Origin of the sequence: Cytobacillus oceanisediminis (genome assembly GCF_022811925.1) — a bacterium.
In the GTDB taxonomy this organism is placed as follows: domain Bacteria; phylum Bacillota; class Bacilli; order Bacillales; family Cytobacillaceae; genus Cytobacillus; species Cytobacillus oceanisediminis_D.
Genome location: NZ_CP065511.1, coordinates 4,249,906 through 4,263,700, shown reverse-complemented (window position 1 = coordinate 4,263,700; position 13,795 = coordinate 4,249,906). Strand labels below are relative to the sequence as shown.

Sequence of the window (13,795 nt, the reverse complement as noted above, 5' to 3'; positions counted from 1 at the left end):
GCTCACTTTTGGAGCCCGGGGATACATATTAGCTTAGGAGGTTGTATAAATGGCTGAAAACCGTCATAAAGATTTAGGTTTAAGTGATGAGAAAGTTCTTGAAATGTATGAGACGATGCTATTAGCTCGACGTATTGATGAGCGTATGTGGCTTTTGAACCGCGCGGGAAAAATCCCTTTCGTTATTTCATGTCAGGGACAGGAAGCTGCTCAGGTAGGTGCTGCATTTGCACTTGATCGCGAGAAGGATTACGTCCTGCCATACTATCGCGACATGGGAGTAGTCCTTACATTCGGCATGACTGCAAAGGAATTAATGCTTTCAGGGTTTGCCAAAGCTGAAGATCCAAACTCAGGAGGCCGCCAAATGCCAGGACATTTTGGTCAAAAGAAAAACCGTATCGTAACAGGCTCTTCACCTGTTACTACACAGGTGCCTCATGCTGTTGGGGTTGCTCTTGGCGGAAAGCTGGAAGGAAAAGATCTGGTAACCTTTGTAACGTTTGGTGAAGGTTCATCAAACCAGGGGGACTTCCATGAAGGTGCGAACTTTGCCGGTGTTCATAAGCTGCCTGTTATCTTTATGTGTGAGAATAATAAATATGCAATCTCTGTACCGATTGAAAAGCAGCTTGCTTGCGAAAACGTATCTGACAGAGCTATCGGCTACGGCATGCCGGGTATAACAGTTGACGGAAATGATCCGCTTGAAGTTTATAAAGCTGTGAAAGAAGCGGCAGACAGAGGCCGCCGCGGAGAAGGGCCGACATTGGTCGAAACCATTTCATACCGTTTAACTCCTCACTCATCTGATGATGATGACCGAAGCTACCGTGCTCCTGATGAAGTGGCTGAAGCGAAAACAAAAGATCCTATAATTACTTTTGGCGCATACCTGAAAGAAAATAGCGTAATGGATGATGCGATCGAAAAGGAAATTAATGACCGGGTTATGAAATTGGTAAACGAAGCAACTGATTATGCTGAAAACGCTCCATATGCAGAAGCGGAATCTGCTTTAAAGCATGTCTATGCTGAACAGTAAGGGGGAGAGAATATGGCTGTAATTTCTTATATCGATGCGGTAACTATGGCAATCCGCGAGGAAATGGAAAGAGATCCAAAGGTATTTGTTTTAGGTGAAGACGTAGGTAAAAAAGGTGGCGTATTTAAAGCGACACAAGGACTATATGATAAATTTGGAGAAGACCGCGTAATTGATACTCCGCTTGCTGAATCAGCGATTGCAGGGGTTGGAATCGGTGCAGCGATGTATGGAATGCGTCCGATTGCTGAAATGCAATTTGCCGACTTTATAATGCCGGCGGTTAACCAGATTATTTCAGAAGCGGCACGCGTCCGATACCGATCCAACAATGACTGGAGCTGTCCGATTGTTGTTCGTGCACCATATGGCGGCGGTGTTCATGGAGCACTATATCATTCCCAATCTGTCGAAGCAGTATTTGCGAATCAGCCGGGACTTAAGATTGTTATGCCCTCAACGCCTTATGATGTAAAGGGTTTATTGAAAGCGGCAATCCGTGACGAGGATCCTGTACTGTTCTTTGAACATAAGCGTGCATATCGCCTGATTAAGGGCGAGGTTCCTGATGATGATTATGTGCTGCCAATCGGAAAAGCGGATGTAAAACGCGAGGGTGAAGATATCACGGTGATTACTTATGGTCTATGCGTTCATTTCGCTCTTCAGGCTGCTGAAAGACTTGCCAAAGATGGCATCTCAGCGCACATCCTTGATTTAAGAACGGTTTATCCGCTAGATAAAGAAGCAATTATCGAAGCTGCTTCAAAAACAGGAAAAGTGCTTCTTCTCACTGAAGATAATAAAGAAGGCAGCATCATGAGCGAAGTTTCTGCCATTATTGCAGAGAACTGCCTGTTTGAACTGGATGCACCAATCAAACGACTTGCCGGTCCTGATGTGCCAGCAATGCCTTACGCCCCAACTATGGAAAAATACTTTATGGTTAACCCTGATAAAGTAGAAAAAGAAATGCGTGAATTGGCTGAATTTTAATAACTGGCATCTTAGCTAATAAAAATGGAAAGCGCAGATGGTGCAGCTCTCCGGCTGGAATTCATTCCGGACCAGCTGCACCGGCTGCATGACCCGCAAAATGCGGGCAGCTAGAAGGAGGTTACCCAATGGCTATTGAGCAAATTAAAATGCCCCAGCTTGGGGAAAGTGTTACAGAAGGGACAATCAGCAAATGGCTGGTTTCCGTTGGAGATAAAGTAAATAAATATGATCCGCTTGCTGAAGTAATGACTGACAAAGTAAATGCTGAGGTCCCATCTTCTTTCTCCGGTGTAATCAAAGAATTGGTTGCAGAAGAAGGCGAAACTTATGAAGTTGGCCAGGTTATTCTGACAATCGAAACTGAAGGCGGCGGTGAAGCAGCTCAGGAGGCTCCATCAGAGCCTAAAGCAGAGGACAGAGCTCAAGCTGCACCTTCAGGAGCGACGCCTTCTGCACCGGCGGCACCTGTTAAAGAAGATGCTCCAAAAGGAGTCCGCTATTCACCTGCCGTTTTAAATCTTTCTCAAGAGCATGGCATTGACTTAAACCAGGTGACAGGTACAGGCGGGGGCGGACGCATCACCCGTAAAGATCTTATGAAAATCATTGAGTCCGGAGATATTCCTACAGCTGCAGCAGCTGCGGCTGCACCGGAAAAGACAGAAGCGCCAGCACCTGCTCCAGCCCCGTCCCAGCCTGCAGCACCTAAACAGGCAGCTCCTGCACCTAATGTTCCAGTTATGCCGGGTGATGTTGAAATCCCTGTCACTGGAGTGCGTAAAGCGATTGCTGCCAATATGCTTCGCAGCAAACATGAAGCGCCTCATGCATGGACAATGATGGAAGTGGATGTTACCAATCTTGTTGAATACCGCAACAGCATCAAAGGTGAGTTTAAGCAAAAAGAGGGCTTCAACCTTACATTCTTTGCTTTCTTCGTAAAAGCAGTTGCACAGGCCCTTAAGGAATTCCCGCAGATTAATTCCATGTGGGCAGGAGATAAGATTATCCAGAAGAAGGATATCAACATCTCCATTGCAGTTGCAACAGATGACGCGTTATTCGTTCCAGTCATCAAAGCAGCTGATGAAAAAACGATTAAGGGCATTGCCCGTGAAATCAATGATCTTGCATTAAAAGTACGTACAGGCAAATTGACTTCCGCTGAAATGCAGGGTGGAACTTTCACTGTAAATAATACCGGTTCATTCGGTTCTGTCCAGTCAATGGGGATTATCAATTATCCTCAGGCTGCAATTCTTCAGGTTGAATCCATTGTGAAGCGTCCTGTTGTAATGAACAATGGCATGATTGCTGTCCGTGATATGGTTAACCTTTGTATGTCACTAGATCACCGTGTGCTTGACGGCCTGGTATGCGGACGCTTCCTGCAGCGCGTGAAAGAAATTCTTGAGAACACATCTAAAGAAAATACAACTATTTATTAAGGTGTAAAATTGCCGCTGCCCTGCTTTGGGGCAGCGTTTTCTTATTGGAACTCTAAAAGAGTTCATGCACATTGCCAGTTTCCCTTATGTATACTAAAATAGATATGTGAAGAATTTTGAATTTTATTATAATTAAATGATTGCGGCATTTGTTTCTTTTGTTGAAGCGAGTCCGCTGCCGCATGAGGGGAGGGAACGCTGTCAGCTACAATGACAGCATATTATGTCATTAAATAAAATGATCCAGGAAAAATTCCCGCAGCAATCAATTGATGATTGGGAACAAAGTGCGGAAAAAGCTCTTAAAGGAAAATCCATTGAATCATTATCACGAAATACATATGAAAACATAAAATTGAAACCGCTTTATTCTAAAGAAGACCTGACAACAGGTGCATTATCACAGTATCCAGGTGCAGAAGATTTCAGAAGAGGTTCATATGCTGCCGGCTACCTGTCAGAAGAATGGAAAGTTGCACAGAAAATTAATGCATCATCTTCTGAAGAGCTGGCAGATAAACTCCTTGCCGCCACAAATAAAGGACAGACAGCGCTGGCTTTCGAGCCTGAACACTTAAAAAATCCAGAAAAGATAAGCGTGGCTGTTGGGGAACTCTATGAAAAATATCCTTTCAGTGTGGATGCAGGCCCCAATCAGCACTTATTAATAGCAGGGCTTGGTGCACTAAAAGAAAGAGAAAAAGTCTCTGGATATATTGCCGCCGACCCGCTTGCTATTGCTGCTGCAGATTCATTGAACGATCGCTCAATCGATGAGCTATATGAAAATTTGAATGAAACGGTGAGTGTGGCAGCTGAAAATCTGCCCAGCCTGAAAACAATCATGGTAAATTCTGTGGTCTATCATAATGGCGGCGCGAATGCTGTCCAGGAACTTGCTTTTTCACTTGCAGCAGGGGTAAATCACCTGCAATATTTTCTTGAAAAAGGCAAAAGCACCGAAGAAATGCTATCCAAAATGGTATTTAAGTTTGCTGTTGGCTCAAACTTTTTTATGGAAATCGCCAAGCTGCGTGCCGCAAGGGTTTTATGGGGCAAAGTGGCAGAAGCATACGGAGCTGAGGGTGACAGTAAAAAAATGGTCATTTCAGCAGAGACGTCCTTTTTTACAAAGTCAGCCTATGATTCCTATGTGAATATGCTGAGAGCAGGAAATGAAGCGTTCGCAGCAGTTTTGGGAGGAGTCCAATACCTTCATGTCAGTCCGTATAATGACCCGGAAGGATCTCAATCTCCTTTTTCAGAACGAATTGCCCGCAATACTCAGCTCATTTTAATGGAAGAGGCGCATTTACTGAAGGTCTCTGATCCAGCAGGGGGCTCCTGGTATATTGAGCATCTGACAAATGAACTGATTTCTAAATCCTGGGAACTCTTCCTTGAGATAGAAGAGCACGGAGGAATGGCGGATGCCCTTCAAACAGGATGGGTTCAGGATCAGATTTCCCAAGTTCTTGAAAAGAAGAAGAAAGATGTTCATACAAGAAAACAAAGTATCATCGGAACAAATATATATGCAAATCCTGATGAAAAGCCGCTTCAGACAGAAATGGAAACCGTCCACAACAGCAGGAGTGATCTCAAGTCTATCCCACAGGTTCGTCTTTCTGAGTCCTTCGAAGGTTTGCGGAGTTTATCAGAAAGATTAAAGGGAAAGGGCATTCGTCCTGAATTAGGTCTTATCTGTCTGGGAGCATTGAAAGACCATAAGGCGCGTGCTGATTTTATTTCAGGCTTCCTGGCTCCCGGTGGGGTTGATGCAGTTAAAAGCGGTTCTGTATATAATCCTGAAGATGCTGAAGCGTTTATTCAAAAAACAAATTGCAGGCATTATTTTATTTGCGGATCAAATGAACAATACGAAAGCATGGCTGTACCTTTAATTAAACAATTGAAAGAAGCTTTCCCGTCAGCTGCAATCTATTTAGCCGGCCTTCCCGAAGATAGGAAAAAGGATGAATATAAGAGCGCTGGCATCAGCGGATACATTCATGTAAAAAGCGATTGCTATGAAACTCTCTTAAATATGCTGAACGAGATGGAGGAGGCAAGCAATGGCCAATAAACCTGATTTTAAAAGCCTGGATATTCTTGAAGCAAAACAATCAGCAAAAAATGACTGGAAAAGAAATGCGGAGGAAGAAATCAATTCATCCATTGATAATCTTCTCTTTGAAACAAATGAGCAAATAAAAGTAAAGCCTCTGTACACAGATGAAGACCTTAAAGACATGGAGCACCTAAACGATAAGCCGGGGCTTCCTCCATATACAAGGGGACCATATTCAACCATGTATGTGAACAGGCCATGGACTGTCCGACAATATGCCGGTTTTTCTACTGCAGAGGAAAGTAATGCTTTTTACCGGCGCAATCTTGCAATGGGGCAAAAGGGCTTATCAGTCGCTTTCGATCTTGCTACTCATAGAGGCTATGATTCAGATCATCCAAGAGTCGAGGGAGACGTCGGGAAAGCTGGCGTGGCCATTGATTCCATCCTGGATATGAAGACGCTGTTTGATGGGATACCGTTAGATCAAATGTCTGTATCCATGACGATGAATGGAGCGGTATTGCCTGTCATGGCTTTTTATATTGTTACAGCGGAAGAGCAGGGAGTAAGCCAGGAGAAACTTTCGGGAACAATCCAGAATGATATTTTAAAAGAATATATGGTGCGCAACACATATATATACCCTCCGGAAATGTCCATGAAAATCATTGCCGATATATTTGAATATACATCAAAATACATGCCGAAGTTCAATAGCATCAGCATTTCAGGCTATCATATGCAGGAAGCGGGAGCTCCTGCTGATATTGAACTTGCCTATACGCTCGCAGATGGCCTCGAATATGTAAGGACTGGACTTAAAGCTGGAATCGATATCGATTCCTTTGCACCGAGGCTCTCGTTTTTCTGGGCCATCGGCATGAACTACTTTATGGAAGTGGCAAAAATGAGGGCAGCCCGCTACATTTGGGCAAAAATGATGAAGACATTCGAACCTCGGAATCCGAAATCAATGGCGCTTAGAACGCATTCTCAAACCTCTGGCTGGAGCTTAACCGAGCAGGATCCATTCAATAATGTAACAAGAACGCTTATTGAGGCGCATGCGGCAGCGATGGGACATACACAATCCCTTCATACGAATGCACTGGATGAAGCCATCGCATTGCCGACAGATTTTTCTGCCCGCATAGCGAGAAATACGCAGCTGTACCTGCAGGAGGAGACAGGGGTCACGAATGTAATCGATCCTTGGGGCGGCTCTTATTATGTAGAAGCTTTAACAGACCAATTAATAAAGCGCGCCTGGGAGCATATTGAAGAAATCGAAAATCTTGGCGGAATGGCCAAGGCAATTGAAACAGGATTGCCAAAAATGAGAATCGAAGAAGCGGCTGCCAGAAGACAGGCACAAATTGATTCCGGCAAAGAAACCATTATTGGTGTGAATAAGTACCGTCTGGAAAAAGAAGAGCCGATTGATATCCTGGATATTGATAACACAGCTGTACGTTTAAAGCAGATCGAAAAACTGGAGCAGTTAAAGGCTTCACGTGATAATGAGAAAGTTGCGGAAGCCTTGGAAGCTATTACTACAGCTGCAGATACAGGGGAAGGCAATCTTCTAGAGCTTGCAGTAAATGCAGCGAGGGTGCGAGCCACTCTCGGTGAAATTTCTGAAGCGATTGAAAAAGTGGCCAATCGCCATAAAGCGATTATCCGTTCTATCAGCGGCGTGTACAGTTCTGCTTTTTCCAACGAAGAAGAAATTGCAGAAGTAAAGCAGATGACAGATGAATTTCTTGAAAATGAGGGAAGGAGACCGCGGATTCTGATTGCCAAGATGGGGCAGGATGGACATGACAGGGGAGCAAAAGTCATTTCAACCGCCTTTGCCGATCTCGGCTTTGATGTGGATATAGGCCCGCTTTTCCAGACACCGGAAGAAACAGCCATGCAGGCTGTGGAAAATGACGTTCATGTCATTGGGATCAGTTCACTTGCTGCCGGACATAAAACCCTTTTGCCTCAGCTTGCCGCTGAACTGAAGAAACTGGACAGGGAAGATATTATTGTCGTCATTGGCGGGGTTATTCCGGCACAGGATTATCAGTATTTATATGAGCATGGTGCTTCTGCCATTTTTGGCCCGGGCACCGTTATTCCAGTGGCAGCCCAAAAAGTCATCAGGGAGATCTACAGCCGTCTCGGGTATGAGGAAGTGACCCAGTAAATGACTGAGGATAAGAAACCGGAATGGTTTGATGAAGAAAAGGCAGATAATTTTACAAGCATTGTGCGCGGTGGTGTGGATACAGGTGAGCCGGAGCTGAAATTTGAAAAAAAAGGCAGGTTTCAAAAAAAATCTGCCTCTCTGCCTGATCTTAATGTTCTTGAAGAAGGCATTTTGAATGGCAGCAGGGGTGTACTTGCCAGAGCGATCACTCTGATTGAAAGTAACGCAGAACATCATTTTCGCCATGCGCAGGAAATCCTGCACAAACTTTTGCCCCATTCAGGACAATCGCTTAGGATTGGGATAACCGGAGTGCCGGGAGCAGGAAAGAGCACATTCATTGAATCTTTTGGGACATACCTATGTGACGCAGGATTAAAAGTAGCTGTGCTTGCCGTTGATCCGAGCTCCAGCTTGAGCGGCGGCAGCATCCTTGGCGATAAAACGAGAATGGAGCAGCTCTCCAGAAACCCAAGTGCATTCATAAGACCTTCCCCTTCAGCAGGGAAACTGGGGGGAGTCCACCGGAAAACAAGAGAAACCATGCTCCTGTGTGAAGCGGCAGGCTTTGATGTAATTCTGGTTGAAACAGTCGGTGTGGGACAAAGTGAAGTCATTGTCAGGGACATGGTTGACTTTTTTATGCTATTAACGCTGACAGGGGCAGGCGATGAATTGCAGGGAATGAAAAAAGGCATTATGGAACTGGCTGATGCAGTAATCGTCAACAAAGCCGATGGAAGCAATAAAAAATTGGCGGAGAAAACAAAAGCAGAGTATAACCGTATTCTTCACTTTCTCCAGCCTGCTACTAAGGGATGGCAAACCAGAGCCTATACCTGCTCTTCTGTTTTAGATGAGGGCATCCCTGAGATATGGAAAGTAATCAAAACATTTGAAGATACTTCAAAAGCCTCAGGCGTATTTGAGGGAAGAAGAAGACTCCAGACAAAACAATGGATCCATTCCATGATCCTGGATCAGCTTCAATTCAGCTTTTTTTATCATCCTGCCGTAAAACCGCTCCTTCCAAAAATCGAAAACGAGGTCATCGCAGGAAACAGGACGGTTACATCTGCAGTGGAAGAATTGTTTAATATCTATTCGAACAGATAAAGCTGCCCGTACCGGGGCAGCTTTTCATACAAAAAAATGGCCAGTGCCTTGCGGGCACTGGCGAATCTAGGGAGTTTAGGGGTATGGATCTAGCTGTAGTTTTATCTTTCCCCCATAACCCAAAAGCTAAACTTTTTTATTTAAAAAATTGACTTGATTGTAAATTTTGTTCTTGTCTTGGTATTATGTATATAGTGAAAAAGAAACTTGGCAGAGGAGCGATGACTATGAATATGGATTTCAATTTATTTATGAATGATGTTGTAAGGCAGGCGCGGCAGGAAATCGTGCATGCCGGCTATACAGAATTAACGACACCGGAAGAAGTGGATGAAGCCCTTAATAAAAAAGGCACCACACTTGTAATGGTGAACTCAGTCTGCGGGTGTGCAGGCGGAATTGCCCGCCCTGCGGCCATGCATTCCCTGCATTATGATAAGCGCCCTGACCATTTGGTTACTGTATTTGCCGGACAGGACAAAGAAGCAACCGAAAAAGCAAGATCTTATTTTACCGGTTATCCGCCATCTTCACCATCTTTTGCACTTCTTAAAGACGGAGAAGTATGCACGATGATCGAGCGCCATGAAATTGAAGGACATGAGCCAATGGCAGTTGTTCAAAAACTGCAGGATACCTTTGAGAAATATTGTGAAGAGCTTTAAGTAGCGGAAAGGTCCCGAATTTCGGGACTTTTTTTGTGTCTATTTATCTGAATAATTAAACTTCTGATAAATATTTAAAAATCTTATTGCATAAATATAAAAATCTGTTAAAATTCATTTTAGTGAATATTTATTAATAGTTATGCAGAGATTATTCATATTTTATAGGGGGAAACTAAAATGAAAAAAGTCATCATGATTGCTTTAAGCATACTTTTAGTTAGCGTATTAGCTGCATGCGGCACAAGTGAAGAAGCCAGCACTGGAAGTGGCTCAGAGGAAAACTCAGATAAAAAAGTATTAACAATGGGTACGTCAGCGGATTATCCGCCATTTGAATATGTAGATTCCGCAAAAGGGGAAGAAATCATCGGCTTTGACGTGGATTTGGCTAAAGCGATCGCTGAAAAATTGGGTTATGAGATTCAAGTGAAGGATATGGACTTTAACGGATTGATTCCTGCATTGGAAACAAGCCAGGTTGATTTTGTTCTGGCCGGTATGACACCTACTGAAGAGCGCAAACAAAACGTTGATTTCAGTGATGTATATTATACAGCGAGCCACATGATCGTTTCTAAAAAAGGAAGCGGAATTGAGTCATTGGAAGATTTGAACGGGAAAACTTTAGGCGTGCAGCTTGCCTCCATTCAGGCAGATAAAGCAGAAGAAATTGGTGAGACAGTTGATATGACTGTGGAAAACCGCAACCGCATCCCTGAATTGATTCAGGAAATTATGGCAGGCCGTTTTGATGCTGCCATGATTGAAGACACTGTTGCAAAAGGATACTTTGAAAAAAATGAAGATCTTGCCGGTTTTACAATCGAAGAAGCTGAAGCGGAGGCAGGTTCTGCCATTGCTTTTCCTAAAGGAAGCGAATTAACTGAAAAATTCAATGCAGAGCTTGTGAAGATGAAAGAAAACGGTGAATTGGAAGAACTAATCGTAAAATGGTTTGATAACAAATAATTCCGCTGGGAATTGGCGTCCAAGGCATATTTTCCTTTGGACGCTTTATTCTTCCCGGAAACTAATAAACTACTTATAGAGAGGATGGAAAGATAGTGAATCTGGATTTTCAGCAGTTCATTCCCTCCCTTCCATATATACTAAAAGGCATTGGCGTCACGCTTCAAATAGTTTCTATGGCAGGCATACTAGGTTTTGTCTTAGGCATTATTCTATCATTCTTTAAAATCAGCAGATTTAAACTTCTCGGGTGGATTGCAGATGCCTATACATCCGTTTTTAGAGGAACACCTCTTGTTCTTCAGCTGATGCTCATTTATTATGGGTCGCCCCAGCTGATCGGGTATAAAATTGATCCATCAACAGCTGCCGTCTTGTCTTTTGGACTAAACTCAGCAGCCTATATTTCGGAGATTATCCGGGCCGGCATCCTGGCTGTGGATAAGGGCCAAAGTGAAGCGGCCATGGCTTTAGGTGTCCCATATAGGCCGGCCATGATGGATATCATTCTCCCGCAGGCGATGAAAAACATCTTGCCTGCTTTGATGAACGAGTTTATTACCCTAACAAAAGAGTCTGCAATCGTAACGGTTATTGGGGTTACAGACGTGATGCGCCGGGCTTACATCGTGGGAGGCGAAAAGTTTTCATACTTCGAACCAATCTTGATTGCCGGGCTTATCTATTACATTATGGTAATGATCCTGACTGTGCTTGGAAAAAGGATCGAAAGGAGAATGAGACGCAGTGATTAAAGTGGAAAATTTGCATAAACATTTCGGTAAACTTGAAGTTCTTAAAGGTATTTCAACCAGTATTCAAGATGGCGAAGTAGTAGCTATTATTGGTCCATCCGGTTCCGGCAAGTCAACATTGCTGCGCTGCATCAATCTCCTGGAAGTGCCTACAGACGGCAGGATCATGATTAACGGGCAGGACATTACGGATAAGAGCACGAACATTATGAAAGTGCGCCAAAATGTGGGAATGGTTTTTCAGCATTTTCATTTATTTCCGCACAAAACGGTCCTGCAAAACCTGACCTATGCACCAATGAAGGTTAAGGGAGTTTCGAAATCGGAAGCTGAGAAAACAGGGCTCGAGCTTTTGGAGAAGGTCGGATTATCAGCCAAAGCATACGAATATCCAAATCGGTTATCCGGGGGACAGAAGCAAAGGGTTGCGATTGCCAGAGCTCTTGCTATGGAGCCTGATGTCATGCTGTTTGATGAACCGACATCCGCTCTTGACCCGGAAATGGTGAAAGAAGTGCTGGACGTTATGAAAAATTTAGCCCATACAGGCATGACAATGGCAATTGTAACCCATGAAATGGGATTTGCCCGTGAAGTGGCAGACAGGGTGCTTTTCCTGGATGGCGGCGTGCTTGTAGAGGATTCTTCACCTAAAGAATTTTTTTCTAATCCTAAGAGTGAACGTGCAAGGGATTTCTTGCAAAAAATGCTATAATCGATATATGCTGTAGGAGAAGATGATCAAAAGGATCATCTTCTCTTTCGCTTTTCTCAAAACTAACAGCCTTCTTTAAATTTGGTGGGGCAAATGAATATAGGAGTTTGACTAAATGAAGTACAGAATTGGCTACCGGACAATCAAGACTGCCGTGGGAACTTCCATTAGCATCATGATTGCACAAATGCTGCAGCTTGATAATTTTGTCTCTGCAGGAATATTAACTATTTTATGCATAAAAGTAACGAAGAAAAAATCTCTGCGCGCTTCATGGGACCGTTTTTTTGCCTGCTTAATGGCAATGGTGTTTTCTTCCTTGTTTTTTGAGGGGATTGCCTACCATCCGCTTGTAATTGGACTGCTGCTTTTGTTTTTTATCCCCGCAGCTGTCATGGTAAAGGCCAGTGATGGGATAGTGACAAGCTCCGTTATTATTCTGCATATTTATTCTGCAGGGGAAGTTTCAAAGGAACTCCTGCTGAATGAACTGGGCATTATTACTGTGGGTATTGGTGTGGCGCTCATCGCAAACCTCTATATGCCCAGTCTGGAATCGAAGCTTAAGGAGTATAGGCTCGAGATAGAAGATAACTTTAAGATAATCTTTGATGAAATCGTGAAGTATTTGCGCACACATGAAAGCAGCTGGGATGGCAGAGAAATCACTGAAACGATGGAATTGATCGATAAGGCAAAAACATTGGCTTTCAGAGATGTCGAAAACCATTTCCGAAGGAATGATAATTTATATTATCACTATTTTAAAATGAGGGAAAAACAATTTGAGATTATTGAGCGTGTTCTTCCAAGTGTAACGTCCATTGCACTGCCTGTTGAACAGGGGGAGATGATTGCTGATTTTATTGAGGAGTTATCGGACCACATTCATCCAGGGAATACGGCCATTCAATTTCTGGAGAAATTATACCGAATGAGGGTTTCTTTTGAAAATATGGAGCTCCCCAAGACAAGAGAGGAATTTGAGGCACGGGCTGCGCTGCTTCACTTCGTAAAAGAAATGGAACAGTATTTAATTATAAAAAGCTCTTTTATAGGATTAAAGGATAGGGAAATGAATCAAGACCGGGTAGCAGAAGCAAACTAAGGAAAAGGAATTGGAGCGTGAATGATCATGCTGAAGTTTGCTGCAGCGGCCATCATGTTTTTTTCATTTTCCCCAATCTGGCCTTTGGGACCCAACCCTCTGCCTGGAGATCCATTTTTAATTGTCAATAAACGGACTAATGAAGTTGCGTATATTCAAGATAATAATGTGCAGAATGTTATCACAGCTGCAACCGGGAAAACGGATGATCTTACACCTGAGGGACTTTTTACTGTGACTGTAAAGGCAGCCGACCCTTACTACAGAAAAAAGGACATTAAAGGCGGGGACCCTCGTAATCCGCTCGGAACAAGATGGATTGGATTTGATGCAGAGGATACAGATGGAAGAATCTATGGCATTCACGGAACCAACGACCCATCGTCCATCGGCAGATATGTCTCCAATGGCTGTATAAGATTGCAGAATGAAGAAGTCGAGTCGTTATATGAATTTGTGCCGATTGGAACAAAAATCTTAGTAGTTACCTCAGTTAAAAACTTTGAAGAACTTGGAAGAGAGTACGGTGCAATAAAAAAAAGATAATTGAAGGAATGTGCAGCTGCATCTGAACGGATGCAGTTTTTTAATGTCTTGGAAGACTGGAAAGTGTTTTAGATGTAAAATAAATTCTAAAATATGTTAGAAAAAACAAAAGGCTTTTTTCGCAAGGTTTGTTACTTTTTGTATATTATTAACTG

The 13,795-nt window shown here is 43.4% G+C and carries 12 protein-coding genes; all 12 read left to right on the top strand.

The features are described 5' to 3' along the window. Positions 1-49: 49 nt before the first annotated feature. The 12 genes from IRB79_RS21390 (at position 50) to IRB79_RS21335 (ending at position 13,640) form a co-directional block, all read left to right on the top strand. Positions 50-1,045 (top strand): thiamine pyrophosphate-dependent dehydrogenase E1 component subunit alpha, encoded by a 996-nt coding sequence (locus tag IRB79_RS21390; protein WP_243504811.1) that lies wholly within the window; start codon positions 50-52, stop codon positions 1,043-1,045. Positions 1,046-1,057: 12 nt separating this feature from the next. Next, entirely contained in the window at positions 1,058-2,041 is a 984-nt protein-coding gene (locus IRB79_RS21385; RefSeq protein WP_243504809.1) for an alpha-ketoacid dehydrogenase subunit beta, read from the top strand. Positions 2,042-2,169: 128 nt separating this feature from the next. Then, on the top strand, positions 2,170-3,492 hold the full coding sequence (locus IRB79_RS21380; RefSeq protein ID WP_243504807.1) for a dihydrolipoamide acetyltransferase family protein: 1,323 nt from the start codon (positions 2,170-2,172) through the stop codon (positions 3,490-3,492). Between the two features lie 223 nt (positions 3,493-3,715). Then, positions 3,716-5,578 carry a methylmalonyl-CoA mutase family protein gene (locus IRB79_RS21375; RefSeq protein WP_243504806.1) on the top strand — a complete coding sequence of 621 codons (1,863 nt, stop codon included), beginning with the start codon at positions 3,716-3,718 and terminating at the stop codon, positions 5,576-5,578. Further along, positions 5,568-7,760: a methylmalonyl-CoA mutase gene (scpA, locus tag IRB79_RS21370; protein WP_243504804.1), complete on the top strand. Its 2,193-nt coding sequence runs from the start codon at positions 5,568-5,570 to the stop codon at positions 7,758-7,760. Before IRB79_RS21375 ends, scpA begins: the two co-directional genes overlap by 11 nt. Continuing rightward, positions 7,761-8,879, top strand: coding sequence for a methylmalonyl Co-A mutase-associated GTPase MeaB (gene meaB, locus IRB79_RS21365; protein ID WP_243504802.1), 1,119 nt, complete (start codon positions 7,761-7,763; stop codon positions 8,877-8,879). A 227-nt stretch (positions 8,880-9,106) separates the two neighbouring features. Further along, complete coding sequence (locus IRB79_RS21360) at positions 9,107-9,544, top strand: BrxA/BrxB family bacilliredoxin (RefSeq protein ID WP_243504799.1); 438 nt, start codon at positions 9,107-9,109, stop codon at positions 9,542-9,544. A gap of 180 nt (positions 9,545-9,724) precedes the next feature. After that, positions 9,725-10,516, top strand: coding sequence for a transporter substrate-binding domain-containing protein (locus IRB79_RS21355; RefSeq protein WP_243504796.1), 792 nt, complete (start codon positions 9,725-9,727; stop codon positions 10,514-10,516). Between the two features lie 95 nt (positions 10,517-10,611). Next, the gene (locus tag IRB79_RS21350; RefSeq protein WP_243504794.1) at positions 10,612-11,271 is read left to right on the top strand and encodes an amino acid ABC transporter permease; all 660 of its coding nucleotides are present in this window, start codon (positions 10,612-10,614) and stop codon (positions 11,269-11,271) included. Then, on the top strand, positions 11,264-11,986 hold the full coding sequence (locus IRB79_RS21345; protein WP_243504792.1) for an amino acid ABC transporter ATP-binding protein: 723 nt from the start codon (positions 11,264-11,266) through the stop codon (positions 11,984-11,986). Before IRB79_RS21350 ends, IRB79_RS21345 begins: the two co-directional genes overlap by 8 nt. Positions 11,987-12,101: 115 nt before the next feature. Further along, positions 12,102-13,094, top strand: a complete 993-nt coding sequence (locus IRB79_RS21340) for an aromatic acid exporter family protein (protein ID WP_243504790.1) — start codon at positions 12,102-12,104, stop codon at positions 13,092-13,094. A 21-nt stretch (positions 13,095-13,115) separates the two neighbouring features. Then, on the top strand, positions 13,116-13,640 hold the full coding sequence (locus tag IRB79_RS21335) for a L,D-transpeptidase (RefSeq protein WP_243504788.1): 525 nt from the start codon (positions 13,116-13,118) through the stop codon (positions 13,638-13,640). Positions 13,641-13,795: the final 155 nt, after the last annotated feature.

Bases quoted from the DNA above. Each gene is read 5' to 3' on its own strand.
- IRB79_RS21390 (WP_243504811.1), top strand. From the start codon at position 50: ATGGCTGAAAACCGTCATAAAGATTTAGGTTTAAGTGATGAGAAAGTT.
- IRB79_RS21340 (WP_243504790.1), top strand. From the start codon at position 12,102: ATGAAGTACAGAATTGGCTACCGGACAATCAAGACTGCCGTGGGAACT.
- IRB79_RS21360 (WP_243504799.1), top strand. From the start codon at position 9,107: ATGAATATGGATTTCAATTTATTTATGAATGATGTTGTAAGGCAGGCG.
- scpA (WP_243504804.1), top strand. From the start codon at position 5,568: ATGGCCAATAAACCTGATTTTAAAAGCCTGGATATTCTTGAAGCAAAA.
- IRB79_RS21380 (WP_243504807.1), top strand. From the start codon at position 2,170: ATGGCTATTGAGCAAATTAAAATGCCCCAGCTTGGGGAAAGTGTTACA.
- IRB79_RS21375 (WP_243504806.1), top strand. From the start codon at position 3,716: ATGTCATTAAATAAAATGATCCAGGAAAAATTCCCGCAGCAATCAATT.
- IRB79_RS21385 (WP_243504809.1), top strand. From the start codon at position 1,058: ATGGCTGTAATTTCTTATATCGATGCGGTAACTATGGCAATCCGCGAG.
- IRB79_RS21355 (WP_243504796.1), top strand. From the start codon at position 9,725: ATGAAAAAAGTCATCATGATTGCTTTAAGCATACTTTTAGTTAGCGTA.
- meaB (WP_243504802.1), top strand. From the start codon at position 7,761: ATGACTGAGGATAAGAAACCGGAATGGTTTGATGAAGAAAAGGCAGAT.
- IRB79_RS21335 (WP_243504788.1), top strand. From the start codon at position 13,116: ATGATCATGCTGAAGTTTGCTGCAGCGGCCATCATGTTTTTTTCATTT.